Origin of the sequence: Bartonella sp. AC130YNZD, from assembly GCF_042196865.1 — a bacterium.
Classification (GTDB): domain Bacteria; phylum Pseudomonadota; class Alphaproteobacteria; order Rhizobiales; family Rhizobiaceae; genus Bartonella.
Map to the genome: position 1 here is coordinate 1 of NZ_JBHIQZ010000025.1, position 16,287 is coordinate 16,287.

Annotated in this window: 14 protein-coding genes; 8 read left to right on the forward strand and 6 right to left on the reverse strand. The window is 37.5% G+C overall.

Annotated elements, in window-relative coordinates; translation table 11 throughout:
• The 4 genes from ACFINU_RS07775 to ACFINU_RS07790 all read left to right on the forward strand — a co-directional run.
• The coding region (locus ACFINU_RS07775) for a phage portal protein (RefSeq protein WP_375618666.1) at positions 1–803 on the forward strand (803 nt) is incomplete at its 5' end.
• Complete coding sequence (locus ACFINU_RS07780; RefSeq protein WP_375618665.1) at positions 793–1,842, forward strand: S49 family peptidase; 1,050 nt, start codon at positions 793–795, stop codon at positions 1,840–1,842. The genes ACFINU_RS07775 and ACFINU_RS07780, both read left to right, overlap by 11 nt.
• Positions 1,843–2,101: 259 nt before the next feature.
• On the forward strand, positions 2,102–2,470 hold the full coding sequence (locus ACFINU_RS07785; RefSeq protein ID WP_375618664.1) for a head decoration protein: 369 nt from the start codon (positions 2,102–2,104) through the stop codon (positions 2,468–2,470).
• A 12-nt stretch (positions 2,471–2,482) separates the two neighbouring features.
• Positions 2,483–3,595 carry a major capsid protein gene (locus ACFINU_RS07790; RefSeq protein ID WP_375618663.1) on the forward strand — a complete coding sequence of 371 codons (1,113 nt, stop codon included), beginning with the start codon at positions 2,483–2,485 and terminating at the stop codon, positions 3,593–3,595.
• Positions 3,596–3,682: 87 nt separating this feature from the next.
• Here the strand turns inward: ACFINU_RS07790 and ACFINU_RS07795 are convergent, their stop codons facing one another.
• The 6 genes from ACFINU_RS07795 to ACFINU_RS07820 all read right to left on the reverse strand — a co-directional run bounded on the left by ACFINU_RS07795 (position 3,683) and on the right by ACFINU_RS07820 (position 9,470).
• The gene (locus ACFINU_RS07795) at positions 3,683–3,997 is read right to left on the reverse strand and encodes a hypothetical protein (protein WP_375618662.1); all 315 of its coding nucleotides are present in this window, start codon (positions 3,995–3,997) and stop codon (positions 3,683–3,685) included.
• 126 nt (positions 3,998–4,123) lie between these two features.
• Positions 4,124–4,441, reverse strand: coding sequence for a phage integrase central domain-containing protein (locus tag ACFINU_RS07800; protein ID WP_375667520.1), 318 nt, complete (start codon positions 4,439–4,441; stop codon positions 4,124–4,126).
• 50 nt (positions 4,442–4,491) lie between these two features.
• On the reverse strand, positions 4,492–4,629 hold the full coding sequence (locus ACFINU_RS07805; protein ID WP_375618660.1) for a hypothetical protein: 138 nt from the start codon (positions 4,627–4,629) through the stop codon (positions 4,492–4,494).
• A 705-nt stretch (positions 4,630–5,334) separates the two neighbouring features.
• A complete protein-coding gene (locus ACFINU_RS07810; protein WP_375618659.1) occupies positions 5,335–6,267 on the reverse strand; it encodes an outer membrane protein in 933 nt (310 codons plus the stop codon).
• A gap of 561 nt (positions 6,268–6,828) precedes the next feature.
• Complete coding sequence (locus ACFINU_RS07815; protein ID WP_375618658.1) at positions 6,829–7,101, reverse strand: hypothetical protein; 273 nt, start codon at positions 7,099–7,101, stop codon at positions 6,829–6,831.
• Positions 7,095–9,470, reverse strand: a complete 2,376-nt coding sequence (locus ACFINU_RS07820) for a mechanosensitive ion channel domain-containing protein (protein WP_375618657.1) — start codon at positions 9,468–9,470, stop codon at positions 7,095–7,097. The genes ACFINU_RS07815 and ACFINU_RS07820 overlap by 7 nt, the downstream gene beginning before the upstream one ends.
• 180 nt (positions 9,471–9,650) lie before the next feature.
• On the opposite strand from ACFINU_RS07820, the gene ACFINU_RS07825 reads away from it, so the two are divergent.
• The 4 genes from ACFINU_RS07825 to ACFINU_RS07840 all read left to right on the forward strand — a co-directional run bounded on the left by ACFINU_RS07825 (position 9,651) and on the right by ACFINU_RS07840 (position 15,453).
• Complete coding sequence (locus ACFINU_RS07825) at positions 9,651–10,028, forward strand: hypothetical protein (RefSeq protein WP_375618656.1); 378 nt, start codon at positions 9,651–9,653, stop codon at positions 10,026–10,028.
• A 91-nt stretch (positions 10,029–10,119) separates the two neighbouring features.
• Positions 10,120–12,633 (forward strand): protein translocase subunit SecD, encoded by a 2,514-nt coding sequence (secD, locus tag ACFINU_RS07830; protein ID WP_375667522.1) that lies wholly within the window; start codon positions 10,120–10,122, stop codon positions 12,631–12,633.
• A gap of 99 nt (positions 12,634–12,732) precedes the next feature.
• Complete coding sequence (gene ybaL / locus ACFINU_RS07835) at positions 12,733–14,484, forward strand: YbaL family putative K(+) efflux transporter (RefSeq protein WP_375618654.1); 1,752 nt, start codon at positions 12,733–12,735, stop codon at positions 14,482–14,484.
• A gap of 15 nt (positions 14,485–14,499) precedes the next feature.
• A complete protein-coding gene (locus ACFINU_RS07840) occupies positions 14,500–15,453 on the forward strand; it encodes a YbhN family protein (RefSeq protein ID WP_375618653.1) in 954 nt (317 codons plus the stop codon).
• The last annotated feature ends 834 nt before the right edge of the window (positions 15,454–16,287 follow it).

The window sequence follows — 16,287 nt, forward strand, 5'->3', positions numbered from 1 at the left end:
ATGACGACGCAGAACTTGATCGAAAAAGGACAGCGGCTCTTTTTGCGGTGTTTATTACAGGGAAGGAATCTCATGATACGGCATTAGAGGAAAATCGTGAACAAACGACGCCCCCAAAGAAGACTGAAGAGGCACCTGACGTGGATAAAATTTATCCTGGATCGGTCAACATGGTGGATGGCGAAAAACAAATTACATTTTCAACCCCTGTTGAAGTTGGTGGTTCTTATGAGGCTTTTCAGTATCGTAATATTTTAAAGATTTGTTCTGCTCTTAATATGCCTTATGCCGTTGTGACTGGAGACGTTACGCGCGGCAATTTTTCTAATGTGCGTACCTCTATCATTCAGTTTAGACGGCATGTTAAACAATGGCGTGAACATATCATTGCCTTTCAGTTTAATCGCATTGTTTGGGAGCGTTTTGTTGAAATGGCAGTGCTTGTCAAATGCGTCAATTTGCCAGGCTGGGAAGAAAATTCCTTGCCATGGCTTCAATGTGAAAGCTTTGCACCACCCCTTGAAATGATTGATCCAAACAAGGATATCACAGCAGAAAAAGAAGAAATTCGTGCTGGCTTGAAAACACGACGCATGGCGCTTGCCGAGCGCGGCTTTGATATCGACAGCATTCATGCCGAACTTGAAGAAGAGCACACAGACGCTCGTGCGCGCGGCTTATCTTTTGACACGGATATGGCAGCGCCCTCTGGTGAAAATCAAGCGATTGATACCGCAGATTCAGACACTTCTGAGAGTTATGAAAGTAACCAAGGCAGTGAGGCACATAAAAATGGTGAATAATCTTGATATGCCGTTCTTGGCATCACGGCTTTTTGGGGTTCCACACATGCTTGCCTCGACAAAACTTGATGTCATTTTGAATGCTCTTGCACCGCGTCTTTTTGAGGGAGAAAAGTTTCCCATTGGGGCTTTTGCGCAAGGGGATACAACGGCTTTAAGCCCCCCTGAAACTTATGTAGTACAAAACAATGTTGCTATCCTACCGGTTCATGGCACGCTTGTGCGTCGCGGTGCATGGCTTGGGGCTTTATCGGGGCTAACCTCTTATGAAGGTTTAAGCGCTTCTTTTCGTGAAGCCATTGCACAACCTGATGTTCGCGCTGTTTTACTTGATATTGACAGCGGCGGTGGAGAAGCCGGCGGTGTGTTTGATTTGGTTGAAGAGTTTCAAACACTCTCAAAACAATACGCCAAGCCCATTTGGGCGCATGCCAATGAATTTGCTTGTTCTGCAGCTTATGCCATTGCTTGTGCGGCTTCTCAAATATGGGTTGCTCGCACGGGTGTTGTGGGCTCGATTGGGGTTGTTTGCGCCCATCTTGACCAGTCCCGTGCGGATGAAAAACACGGGCATAAATGGACCTTTGTCTTTGAAGGTGATCACAAAGTTCATGGCAACCCTCACGAACCCTTGAGCGATACAGCACAGATAAAAATGCAAGCCGATTGCGCCCTGCTCTACGAGATGTTTGTCGATTTGGTGGCGAAAAATAGACGCTTAAGCGCTGATGCAATTCGCAACACAAAAGCAGAAACTTTTATAGGCACCCAAGCGATCACGCTTGGATTAGCAGATGCGCAGGGGACCCTTGCGCAAGCTTTGGAAGCCTTAACGGATTCCATATCACAAACCTCAATAGCAACAAAAGAAGGACAAAACACATGGCACGCACACAATATCGCGCTGAAGAAGAGGATGACGAAAAGATCGTCGACATCATCAATGACGAGGAAGAGGACGAAGACGATAGTGACATCGACAAAAACGCCGAAGACTTCGACGATGAAGAAGACAACGAAGACAAGCAGGAAAACATAAAAGCTGCTCTTGAAAAAGAAAGAAAGCGCGCAAAAGCACTAACAACCCTTGAAAGGCAAGCAAAGCACTTAGGCGTTTCTTTTGACGCAGCAAAAGCTATTCAAAACGGTATGAGTCTTGAGAAAGCACGCCAGTGTGTGTTGACAGCTGCTAGCTCTCAAAGCGCGTCTTTAAAAGTCTCGCCTTACACCCCTCATAGTGATGGGACGAGCAAGGCAAAGATTCACGCAAAATGGGAAGCAGCTTGGAGGGCAGTGAAATGACGAATATTATTTATGACGACGTACGCAATGGCGCTTATCTTGGACCCTACGACCCTGATATGTCAAACGAAGAAGTGCTGTTTGCATCAGGAGCATTCATTGAAGCTGGAACTGTCATGGGAAAGATAACCGCAACGGAATACTATGTCCCTCTTAATCCAGCAGCATCAGATGGCAGTCAAACACCGGCAGGGATTTCTTTTGCCACTGTTGACGCAACAGAAGCAGATCAACGCGCCGTGATTACAGCACGCTTATGCACTGTAAAAGCTTCTGAACTGCTATGGCCAGATGCCATCACAGACGAGCAGAAGAAAGCAGCCATTCAGTCTTTAGAAGACCATAACAACATTCTATTGCGATAGGAGAATGCACACATGGATATGAATTTTTTTAAACATGATGCTTTCTCAAGCATCACAATGATGAAAGCGATTGAAAACTATGAGTTTCAACCTGGTCTTGTGAGCTCTCTTAATCTTTTTGAGGAAGTTGAAACCAGTACCACAGTGGTTGGGATTGAACGGCGTGATAACACATTTTCGCTTATTCAAACCAGTGAACGTGGCGCACCTTTGGCAGAAGGTGATAGAGAGGGTCGTAATCTTCGGTTTTTCAAAACAACACGGATTGCCAAAAGTGATACCGTAAAATCAGAAGAAATCCAGAACCGTCGTGAATTTGGCGCAGAAGATCAGTTAGAGACAGCAATGAAATATATTGCCAGAAAACAAAAGAAACTGATTTCTGAAATCGAATTGACATGGGAAAACATGCAACTTGGCGCTGTTCAAGGGGTTGTCCTTGATGCTGATGGCTCCGTGATTGTCGATTGGTACAAGGAATGGGAAATCACACCACCAAAGCCCATTGACTTTAAACTGAATGTTGAGACAACCAATGTTGCTGACCATGTTGACCAAGTCATTATGAGGATGATTGAGGCTTCAAAAGGAGCGTTTTCTGATCGTTCACGCATTATTGGGCTTTGTGGAAATGAATTCTTTTCCAAGTTGAAAAACCATAAAACAATTCGTGAGACCTATTTAAACACAGCCTTAGCACAAACACTCAATAGCGCCGGAGGTGTTGCAACACCAAGCGCTCTTGGCTCTGGGAGCTTTGGCAGTTTTGACTTTGCTGGTGTAACCTTTATCAATTATCGCAGCATTCATAACTATAATGTGAGTGCGAAGGCTGGAACCAAACGCGCCATAGGAATTAAGCCTGATGAATGTCAATTCTTTCCTGTTGATGCACCTGGTGTCTTCCAAAAAACCTTTGCTCCTGGTGAAAGCTTGGATTTTGCCAACACGGTTGGAAAACCTCTCTACACGATGCTAATCGTCGACCACGACCGTAATGCATGGGTAAAGCCGGAGGTCTATAGCTATCCGCTTTATATTTGCACGCGTCCTGAAATGCTCTTTAAAGCGAGGAAAGAGAGATTATATCGTAATCTATCCGCTAATCGCTTAAGTGTTTCTTAGACACCTGACGCGATAATAGATATAACAATTATCAAGCCTCTCCGGATATAAAAGACGCCCATTGTTCTAAGAGGGCACGGCGCTATTCTAAAAATCCGTCCGCATGTAAGCCTTTGTCACTGAATTCCCAACTGAATACGCAAGAACAGATTCTGCAATTTCAAATGGTGCTGACGTTGTCTCTGCTATCCAGTCCCACAGAATCGATCTGAAACCATGAAGTCTATAATCAAAACCTTTGTCTTTCATGAATTTAGAAAGTGCTACATCAGATATAGGCTTTTCAAAACTCTCAGCAAATAAAAAACCATTTTTTCTATTTTTTGCTTTTTCAATAACAGCAAGCGCTTCAGCTGTAAGCGGCACATGAAAATCAGAAATCTTTCCAACAATTCTCTTCATATTTTCTTTTGAGATAATCCATATTGATCCATAAATCTCTTCTGATCGAATATGCCTGATTGGTATAAAACAAAAAACCGTCAAAATAAGAAGTTTTAAGGCTAGATGTGATACAAGCTCATCATTTTAAGATTGAAAAAACTTAGGCATTTCTTTCCATGGCATTGCTGGAATATTTTGGGTATTTTGAATAAACTTTTCTAATAAAGCTTTTGCTTTTAATTGCATATCCACATCTATACCAAGTGCTGCCGCATGTTTTATAGCTATATTCAAGCGGGATAGAGCTTTACTTGCTGTTTCGTTTTTTGTCTTCCAAATGGGAGAAATGCATCCTTTTATATCAATTTTCGTCAGTTCAATGATTGGCGTATCACCAAGTTTAGGAAAAACATGTAACTCAAGAGGTGTTAACCAGCTTGCTGCTTTTCCTTCATTTTTCAATTCGTTTTTTTTTCGCTTCAAAAACACTAGAGGCAATTTCTCGTAAAGAATTACCCCCCTGCTCGACGTAAATTTTCTTTTTGTTTTCGGCGAATTGGGTCAATTCTTTGATCTAAAAGATCACGACAAGCTAAAGCTTTGAACAGTGCTTCTTTTAAAGATACATTGCGACAAGAGCCTAATCCCATTTCTCGTCGTCTTTTATTGAGGTCAAACCTAAAAACCCATCATCCTTGATCTGGTGTAGTTTTGATAAGCCATAAACCAGCTCTGTCAGCATATTTTCCTTTAGATAGATTTTTTACAGATAAGACAGACAGTCTATCACGTTCTTCGAACCACCTTTTTAAAAAACACCTTTTGAATTACACTTGGAGCACTTTCATCTGGTACCAAGATTATATATAAAAGGCAATTTAATAAATAAAATAAAAACGATTAGTTATTAAATAGAAAAAAGATAAACTGTGCTATCAGGTGATATTCTAGAGAGTTCTAAGGGAAGAAAAAATTGTTGCACAAACGTGCACGCCGTCCGCACCACTCTATGTGAATTTTCTTTATTTTCTCATTACTTAGATAGTAAAAACTCTCTTTAAGTTTACTGTTTGCAATTCTATAACGGTATTATAAAGTGATAACTGTAATAATATGAAAGACGAAGCAATCCTTCTTTGCCAACAAATGTTTCAACCACACCTCGTGAACTAAAAATTTTTTATTCTTAACAATTAAGAATCTGAGTAACTCTTCCTTACCTCCTCATTCTCACTCAAAGTCACCCCCCCCCTTTTTTCACCATAAAATAGTGTTTACAATGCATAAAATTAAAAAATAAAGGCCCTATCGAAGAAATAGGACCTCTTAAATTTAAGCTCCTTTATCCTACAAAATTAGAATTTGTAAGCTATTCCTGCGCGAAAATCATTCGTCTTATACTTAACTTCAATCTCGTCTTTAAATTTCCTTTTACCAAAATCTGAGTAACGATATTCCGCACGCACAACAAGATGATCTGTCATTGCAAAATCAACACCACCACCGAGAGTATAACCAATCATCGTTTTTGTTACATCCGATGTCCTATTAAATGGCTCACCTCCCGTAATTACTGTCGACAAAATATCTTGAAACTGTCCATAAGCAACACCACCAGCAATATAAGGCATCACATGCCCCGCAGAAAACCCAACACGCACCCGTGTAGCACCTGTCCATTTTTGTTTTAACGTATGATTAAACGTTAAACTGTCTTTCTCTTCTTTATCCTCTGCAGAAGAGCGAGAAAAGTCTCTACCCTGTCTTCTGACAAGTTTTGCCTTTTTTCGACTTTTTCCTTCTGTACCTAATTCCTCAGTATCAGTACCCGATCCTTCAGTGCCCGATCCACCAGTGTCAGGACCACCTGCACTCGTTTCATCAGCCTGAAATCTTGTTTTTGTATCCTTTTTTTCCGTTAAAAGCATATCCGTATCAATCCCCACAATAAAATTATTACCGAGATCAAAATTAACACCCGCATAAAAACCACCTATAAATCCAGAAAGCTCAGGCATATACTGCTTCTCGACAGGCACCCATGGTTTACTTTTACTCTCCTCATCGGGATAGAGAGGAATATCAACATCACGCGTTATTGCAGAAGTCTTACTTGAAAAGCCACCAACTTGCCCCCCGAAATAAAAACCTGCCCAAGAAAAAGGTGAAGAAGCAACAACTTCTGAGGCAACATGTAATGGCTCTTCGTGAGCCACCACATCTGCAGCCTGTACTATAGAAGGTGAAATCAAAGAAAAAACAGATGCTGTTATAAATTTTGTATTCATAAAATTATACCCCATTGCTAAATTTAAATATAATAAAAAATCACATTTAGAAAAACAAAGTTTTATAAAATCTTATGCTGTAAAATTGCATGTACTCCTTTATATTTACATTTAAATTTATCACTATAATAATATATCATTACACCAAAATTTAATATTATCAAATAAATTTTAAAATATTATAATAATGAATACTTCAAATAATAAATATTTAATAAAAATACCTATTATATTTTTAAAAGGATGAAATATAAAACATTTTGTATCAAAAATACCGCAAAAAAAATCACAAAATAGTATATTTTATGCATTTTTAATGAAAAAAAATCTAAAAATGATGTAATTATTTTTAGAGAAGCGATGTTCATTAACAATATTATAAATACCTCAATATTCTTACATCCAAAATGCATAATGTAGATTCTACATAGTATAAAAAAAGCATCTATTTTATACTAAAATCATACATTTTTTCTACCATTTTCTAAAGGATGAGATTATTAATACGACAATATCATTATCCTTCTAAATCTTGTCCCCAAACAAAAAATCTCAATCATTTTATTTAAAAATTGCTCTTCCCCTACTGATTTCTATATTATCATCTGCCTTTATTGCAAAACGGTCTTTATTAGGAAAAGTTATAAAACATCCCTTCATACAAATTGTAATTGTTTGATGAGTATTTAAAGAAATTTTTGAAGGTATACTTCCTTCAACAACAATAAGAGATTGTATCTTTAAATCAGTATTCTTCACTGTTGCAGCAAAAGCTGTTATGGTAAAAATACTTAATAGAATAACTGTAATAAAAATATAAGTATATTTTAGCATTCTAAGATTCCTTCCTCAGCAAAACGCTTATATAGGCTAAATCGAAGAGCATTGGTTACATGAGAAGATGAGGTAATATTAGGCACATAAATAGCCAAATTAAAGGAAAAACTCTTACGATCAAATGCTGTAAAACTTACCTGTGGGATAGGATTTTTTAAAACGCCTTCTGTCGCAGAAGCAATCTCTAACAAAATTTCAGCAACATGCTCTGGAGCAACCTTAGATGATACAGTAACTGGTATATCAATTCGTCCTACTTTATTACGTCGTGTCCAATTACTAACGTTGTTATTAATAAGGCTTGAATTGGGAATAATAATCGTCTTACGCTGAATGGTCTCAAGTTCCGTTGCACGCACATTAATACGCTTAACAACCCCCCCTACTGATCCAGATTCTATATAGTCTCCTATTTTAAATGGTCTTCCAACTAAAATAATAAGTCCAGAGACAAAGTTTTGGACAATATTCTGTAAACCAAAACCTATACCAAGTGAAAGTCCTCCAGCAATAAGAGCGAAATTTCTAAGATCCAAACCTGCCATTGATAATCCGGTCAAAGCAGATACAACAACGCCTCCATAACTTATCACTGTTTTGATAGAATTACGTATACCAGAATCGAACTCTCCATGAACCAACACCACATTATCTAACCAACCAATAAATCGGCGAATAAGAAACCAGCAAACACAAAAAGAAATAATTCCTGTTACAAGAGAAATCAAAGAAAGACTAATATTTCCAATCTGAAAACCGGTCACCGATTGCCACAAAACTGCTTTTAAATCAGAATAGGAAAATCCAAACTGTACAGCAATTGGCATTGCACAAAATATAACAACAAATAAATTGAGAAAAACGCTCATAAAAACTCCCAATTGATTCATCGTTTTTTCTTCTAAATGAAACCTCTGCATCAAAAGATGACCAACCGTTGTTTTCATAAATTGGTCTTTAGTTCCAAGTGCTTGAGCGCTTTGTATTCCTAAATACATAAGAACTAAAAATGCTACATCAATCATAATTTGCTGCATAATAAAACGCGCAAGACCAACATAACCTAAAAAATTCAATACAAAGAGCAGTAACCCCAAGCCAATAAGAGGAATGCGTATATAAAATGGCCAAAAGTATGGCTCTTTTTTTTCTTCTTGAACACGCCTACGTCTAAACCGCAAAGGTACAACTGATATTATAAATAGCAATATCGCTACAAGAAAAACAGCAATAAAACTTTTAGCAATTGTTAAAGATAGAGGCGCTGAAATGATTTGATAAATACTATCAAGAACAGCGTCAAATGCCAAAATACCCCCTAAAGACGTGAGTAAAATCACTAATTGATAAGCAGATGATGGTGCAATACTGAGAAGACGCACATGGGGCCTATTCGATGATAGAAGAACAACCGCTAATCGATTGATTAAAAATAATAAAATAATTTGACAACCTATCATATCAAAAACTGTTGTAAGCTTACCTTGATCTAAGTTAAAACTACGAAACAAAAACAACACAAGATAAACGCAAAGAATACATACAAGTGAAGGTAAGAGAACTGAAATAAAGGCGATCAATAAGCGTTGTAAATAAGATATTTCCTCATTAGACTTCGTAAAGTGGCAATACACATGAACAAGAACTTTTTGAGAAAAATACGAAAGTCCCAAAGTAATAAAAAATGGAATTAAAAAGCAAAGAAATAGTTGTAAAAACTTGAAGTAAAATATAAAATTCCACCAAGAATTTAACAACACAAGAAAATCTGATGAAGCCTCTTTTGTTTTTTGGGCGAGATGTTTAACCATCGGAATCGAAAACTCAAGCCTATACGTAAGCGTGCGTTTAAAAAGCTCCCGAGATTGAGAAATAGAAAGTTCAGCTATTCTATTTGCCGCTAAGAAAATTGCTTCAAAACGAAGCATGATACTGTTAATTTTAGCTTTTTGCTCTATCAAGTAGGAATATTCCTTCACTGAGCTTTTCAGTTTTTTCACGTCACGATGGAGCTCCATTAATTGATCAAGAAGTGTATTAATCTCATTAAGAGGAAGACGCAAAACAAATGCTGCCTCAATAGCACGTTCACTGATATCTTGTGCACGTAACCGTAATTCTTCTAAAGCACGCTCATCTTCTGGCTTTCTGTCAAAATCTCTTTTTAAAGTTTCAGTATTTTCTTCAAGAGTCTCAATAATCAACTGTTGTTGCTGAATAATTTCATCAACTGAATAAGAAGCTATCGTTTGTTCGACAATTGTATTTTGTGCCCCCCTATTACCCCATGCACCAGAATTAAATACAAAGATAATCCCCAAAAGAAGGAAAAGTATGTGGATGTTTTTTCTACAAAATGAATACATATCTACCTTATGAGCACAAAAGGGATTTTATTTCTCTCTTTTAAATATGGTATAAAGTAGATATTTTCAACTTTTATAGAATAATCTTATAAAAGCTTTCCCTTATCCTATAATACTGATAATAAGATAAAAGAATGATAAATAAGCTGAACTCAATAAGATTAAAGAAGGCACTCTAGCATGTTTTTTTTGCACCTTTATTGCAAAAAAGAAGATTTTCTTCCTTTGACAACCTGGATTTTTCTATCCAGTTTAGGTGTATTCTTGACGAGCAACCTAGAAACGCGTGCTTATTTAATCAAACAATCACACACCAATAACGTCATTAAAACGAATAGATTTGATTTACATCATAAGTGTGATCATGTGAATGTTACCACAACTGAAAACAAAAAACTTGTAACACTCCATACAGAATCTATTTTTATGAGGACCTTTCAAAAAATCCTAACATTGGATTTCTTTTTAATAAGGATTCCAGCTGTTGACACACGATTTCGTAACGTTAAAACACAATATTTCTCAAATAAACGCGCTCCTCCCAATGAACACACTTAATTCTCTTCCTTGAATATAAAAACGATCATCTTATTTTACTTGTGCTTTTAACTTTGAATAACTGTTAGATTGCCTATTTACGGAATATATCATGCGTACACCTGGTTGGTTAACTACCCTTTATTGTTTTATTCTTTTAAGCAGCATTTATGTTGCCTTACCCAATTTATTTTCACACGAACAAGTTAAAAACTCGAAATTCTTACCCCACACCCGTGTAGCACTTGGTCTTGACCTTCAAGGAGGCTCTTCTCTCCTGCTCGAGGTTGATAGCAAAACGTTAAAACGCGATCAGTTACATATAGTTTTAAGCAATGTGCGCAATGTATTGCGTGAAAAACAAATCCGCACCTCAAGTGTGCGTATCATTGAAGATAGCGTTATTGCCCTTATTTCTGACCCATCGCAAACTGAAAAAGCACTCTCTGCTTTGAAAACATTAATAACCCCCATACACAGTAGCTTTGGCACAACAGAACATAACATCACGATCAGTGCTCAAAATGAAACTCTCCGCGTCACATTAACAGAAGCTGGTATAAAAGACCGTGTCAGCAATGCTATTGAACAAAGCTTAGAAATCATCCGTCGTCGTATAGATCAAGTTGGTGTTTCAGAACCAGCCATCCAAAAGGTTGGAAATGATCGTATTATGGTCCAATTGCCTGGACTACAAGATCCAAAACAACTGCGTGATCTTTTAGGAACAACCGCTAAGATGAGTTTTCATCTTGTTCCTTCTAATGTGGACCCCAATAATCCCCCTATAGGTGTTTCTATTCTCCCTGGATACACTGATGCAACACAACATTATGCAATTTATGATCAAATTGCTTTAGATGGAAATGTCCTGAAAGATGCCCGTGCAGGTTTTGACCCCCAAATACCAGGACGTTCCATTATTTCATTTACGCTAGATTCCGCTGGCGCAAAAATATTTGCTGATATAACACGACAAAATATTAACCGTCCTTTTGCCATTGTTCTGGATAATAAGGTTTTAACCGCTCCGACCATCAATAGTGTCATTCCCAATGGACAAGGTCAAATTACAGGAAACTTTGACCCCAAAGAAGCCTCAACTCTGGCTGCTCTGCTTCGTGCTGGTTCCCTCCCCGCACCACTCACGGTCATTGAAGAGAGAACTGTAGGTCCAAATCTTGGTGCTGATGCCATCCAAATGGGACTTTACACCGGCATAATTGGCTTTATTCTTGTTGCAATTTTTATTTTTCTTCTCTATCGTATTTGGGGATTAATTGCCAATATAGCGCTAGCTCTGCATACAATTTTAACATTTGCTGCACTGAGTCTTTTGGGAGCTACGCTTACGCTGCCTGGTATTGCTGGTATTATTTTAGGTATCGGTATTGCCGTTGATGCTAATATCCTTATCAATGAACGTATCCGTGAAGAAAGTCGAAAAGGTGTGGGTGCTTTTGCAGCCCTAGATCGTGGATTTAAACACGCTTTTGCAACCATTGTTGATGCAAATGTTACAGCAATTATAGCGACCGTCTTACTATTTTGGTTCGGGACCGGTCCCGTTCGTGGTTTTGCCGTAACAATGTTGCTTGGTATTATCATCTCCATGTTTACAAATATCACCATTGTACGCATCATCATGATTTGGATCGTTCGTAAATGGAAAATTAAAAAATTGCATATTCACTCTGCTTTCAACATCATGTCACAAAACACAACTTTCCACTTTATGAAAGCACGTTTCATTGGTATTGGCGTCTCAATTGTTTTATCAATGGCTTCAGTTTTTCTCTTTTTTAAGCCTGGATTGAATTTTGGTATTGATTTCATTGGCGGAAGCCAAATGAGTATTACCACGAAAGGACCAGCAGATCTAGCAACTCTGCGTTCCAAGCTTTCTACTCTTAATATTGGTGAAATTACCTTGCAAAATATTGATAACGAAAATACCGTATTAATTCGCATGCAGAAACAAAGCGGTGGCGAAGCACAACAAACCACCGCCATTGATAAGGTCAAAACAGCTGTACAAAATATCTATCCCGATACCACATTCGATCAAATAGAAATTGTTGGTCCCAAAATTTCAGGTGAGCTTGCCACAGCTGCTTTTACTGCTGTTATTCTTGCAGCTATTGCCATGTCTCTCTATATATGGTTACGCTTCGAGTGGTTCTTTGCCATTGGAGCAATTATCACTCTCATTCTAGACACCACAAAAATGATTGGCTTTTTTGCTTTATTTCAATTTGATTTTAATTTAACGGCTATCGCCGCACTCTTAACAATTGTTGGATATTCTATAAATGATAAAGTTGTCGTCTATGATAGGATGCGCGAAAATATGCGTCTTTATAAAAAAATGCCGTTGCGCGAACTAATTGATCTGTCCATTAATCAGGTTCTTGTACGTTGTTTTTTTACATCAGCCACAACAATTCTTGCGATGCTCCCCATGGCGATATGGGGTGGAAGTGCTGTTCATAATTTTGCATTACCCATGGTCTTTGGGATTATTATTGCAACATCATCCTCTATCTTTATTGCTGCTCCTATTTTACTCCTGCTAGGAAATTGGTGGCGTGAGAGAAATAATCGTGCAAATATCAAAGTGAAATAAAAATGCCCTTTAATGCGTATGGTACATCTCGCCTCTCTTCTCATAGAAATATAGTCGTTTTCATTCATTCGCTTTTTGATCAAGAATAGTAAATACTCCATGCTCCACGACACACCACTTATCACAACTATTGTTGCAGGCTTATGTTTAGCATTTCTCTTGGGAATGATTGCTAGCCGTTTACGTATTTCACCACTTGTAGGCTATTTGTTAGCTGGTGTTATTGTGGGACCCAATACAGGCGGATTTAAAATAGATTCCGTCATCATTAATCAACTTGCTGAAATTGGTATTATTTTGCTGATGTTTGGTGTTGGGCTCCACTTTTCATTAAAAGACCTTTTATCTGTCAAAGCTATTGCTGTTCCCGCTGCTATTGCACAAATGGCATTTTCTACTTTTCTAGGTTTGTGCCTTGGTCTGATTATGGGATGGGGCTTTAGTGGTAGTTTGATCTTCGGTCTTGCTTTATCCATAGCAAGTACCGTTATCCTGCTACGTGCTTTGCAAGAGCGTCATCTTATTGAAACAGAAAAAGGACGCATTGCCGTTGGATGGTTGATTATTGAGGATTTAGCAATGGTCCTTATACTTGTCCTCATCCCTTCCTTGGCAAGTGCCCTCAGCAATACCAAAAAAGAAGCGTTGGATCCTCTTGTTCAATGGTTGGATTTAAGTATTTGGGGTATTTTTGGTCTCACCATCCTAAAAGTAATTGTATTTATTGCACTTATGCTCGTCATTGGGCGACGCGTTATCCCATGGCTTTTAAAAATAAGCGCACAATCGGGATCACGTGAATTATTTCGTCTTAGCGTCTTTGCTATTGCATTAGGAGTAGCTTTCGGAGCCGCTCATTTATTTGGAGTTTCTCTTTCTCTTGGTGCTTTTTTTGCTGGTATGGTCATGAGCGAATCAGAATTAAGCCACCGTGCCGCGGAAGAATCTTTACCACTGCGCGATGCTTTTTCTGTTCTCTTTTTTGTTTCTGTAGGCATGTTATTTGACCCCGAGAAACTCTTAACTCATTTTTTCCCTCTCTTAGCAACCTTATTCATTATCGTAATCGGAAAATCTGCTGTTGCCTTTTTCATCGTTAAAGCTTTTCGCTATTCTAATGCAACAGCTTTGACTATTTCTGCAAGCCTTGCCCAAATCGGAGAATTTTCCTTTATCCTTGCTGGTTTAAGTTTAAGCTTAGGACTTTTAAACAATGACGCTCATGATTTAATTCTTGGAGGAGCAATTTTTTCTATTTTGCTCAATCCTCTTGTTTTCATTGCCTGTAATAAAATTAAAAAACGTCTAGAAAAAAATTCTGCATCTTCACAAAATACCCAAACAATTATTGATATTGATCCACAAGATCCTGACCAAGATTTTTTACCGATGACCTTAAAAAACAACCATATCGTAATTATTGGCTATGGTCGTATCGGTAAGTGTGTTGCATTATCTTTAATAAATAGAGGTGAACCTATAGTGATCGTAGAAGAATCAAAACGCCTCTCTGATAAAGCGATTGCAGATGGCTTTGAGGCTATTTGCGGCAATATCATTCAACAAGAAATAATGAACGCAGCAAATATAAATAATGCACATAAAGTTGTTATTACAATGCGAAGTACCATTGAAGTAGGAGAATGTATCGTAAATATCCGTGATATGAAGAAAGATATCCAGATAATCACACATGCATTATCCGACACAGAAACAACATATCTCATTGATTTAGGTGCTGATGTTGTAGTAACAGATGATGAAGAAATTGCCAATGGCATTATAGAGTATATAACAGAACGAAGATCTGTAAGGAATATGCTCAATCATGAAAATTTACAGAAAACATAAAATGGATACAGAATCGTGAAAATAAAGCAATTTATATGGCCATTGATTGGTATCTTAGCAATGCTGGTATCTATTCGAATTCTTTACATGAAGCTCTCTGCCATTTCATTTGGGGATGTATTGGAGCGCTTGAGCAATTTAAATGCACAGCACTGGTTATTAGCCTGTTTATGTTCTCTCCTAGCTTATGCTGCTCTTGCTGGATATGATCGAATTGCCTTGCAACATCTAGGCCATAAAATTTCTTGGATTTTTATCGCTATATGTTCATTTACAACCTACGCTCTTTCACACAATATCGGTGCTTCAGTTTTTTCTGGTGCCGTTGTACGCTATCGCGCCTATAAAATGAAAGGATTAAACGGAACAGAAATCGCAATATTAGTAGGTTTTTGCTCTTTTACTTTTGTAATCGGCACAATCTTACTTTTGGGAATCGTTTTGGTGCTGCAACCCGAAATTATCACCCTCATTCATAAAGAACTTCCTGAATGGCTCGGAACAACGGCTGGAGCAATTTTACTCAGCTGTATAGCACTTTATACGTTTGGCAGCTGGCTTCAGTTAAAACCCTTACGCTTGGGTAAAAAAATTCAACTTTCCTATCCACGGCTGAAAATTGTTATTCAACAGCTTCTCATTAGCCCTCTAGAGCTTTTAGGAGCAGCAGGAATTATATATGCTGTTCTCCCACATAACGCAGATATTCATTTTATATCTGTTCTTGGTGTTTTCCTAGCATCTTTTACGATAACTCTTCTCTCTAATGCTCCAGCAGGAGGAGTAGGAGTTCTTGAAGCTCTCTTCATAACAGGCATGCCCAATATAAATCCAACCGATGTTATTGCAGCACTTATTGTTTTTAGAATGTTTTATTTGATTATACCGCTCATCCTTTCATTATTTGTGGTCGTCATTTTTGAGGTGCAACAATATTGGAAAAGAGCCCCCAAAACACCACCTGAATAAATAAAAGGCTATCAATGACTTCTTTTTTATGTACCTATAAAAGAACAAAACACCATCGTGTTGCCAATTTACATATCTTTTTTAAGAAACCTCTCTCAACGCTCTTCTCCATTACACAACAATACCCGTAAATGGTATAATAGTAAAGCTATTGTTGCACCATCATCTTTATACTTAATAAAAGAGCAAGCCTGCGCCATTATATTATTTTTCCAATGTTATGATAACTTTTAGCACTTAAGAACATTAATAAGAATTATTTTTATGCCTTTCTTCAATAGTCTTTATCCACACGTTAATCCCATTTATGATGCACAAATGAATGATTTTAATTAATTTATTATAAGAGGGATTGAAACAAAAGAAGTTTATGATAGTAAAGTTTTTTTCAAACAAAGAATAATTAATTCTTTATAAATCAATATATTATAATGAATCTGAGTGGCTTTCTTAATATTTATATTTTTAGAGGTTTAGCTAACGGAAAGACAGCATAGCGTAACCACACAGCTTAATATTTTAAAACTTTAAGCCTCATTAAAGTTTATTGTCTTTCGTTTAACAGGTATTAGCTTTAAACAATTAAACTGATTTAATTTTACTCCTTGTCTGTTCAAGATATTGATTTATAATGATAATTCACTGCTTTGCATATTGAATGAGAGTCTCGAATAACGTAGGATTCTCTTATTTCAAACCTGCTTATCTTGAATCAATCAAAACCACTCATTTGCACATAACAAGTGGGATGAGTGTGTGGATCAAATTTGTATAAGAAAGGAATAAAAATGGCTCTTATGAACCGTCTTAATGCAAGATCTGTCGCAACATTGG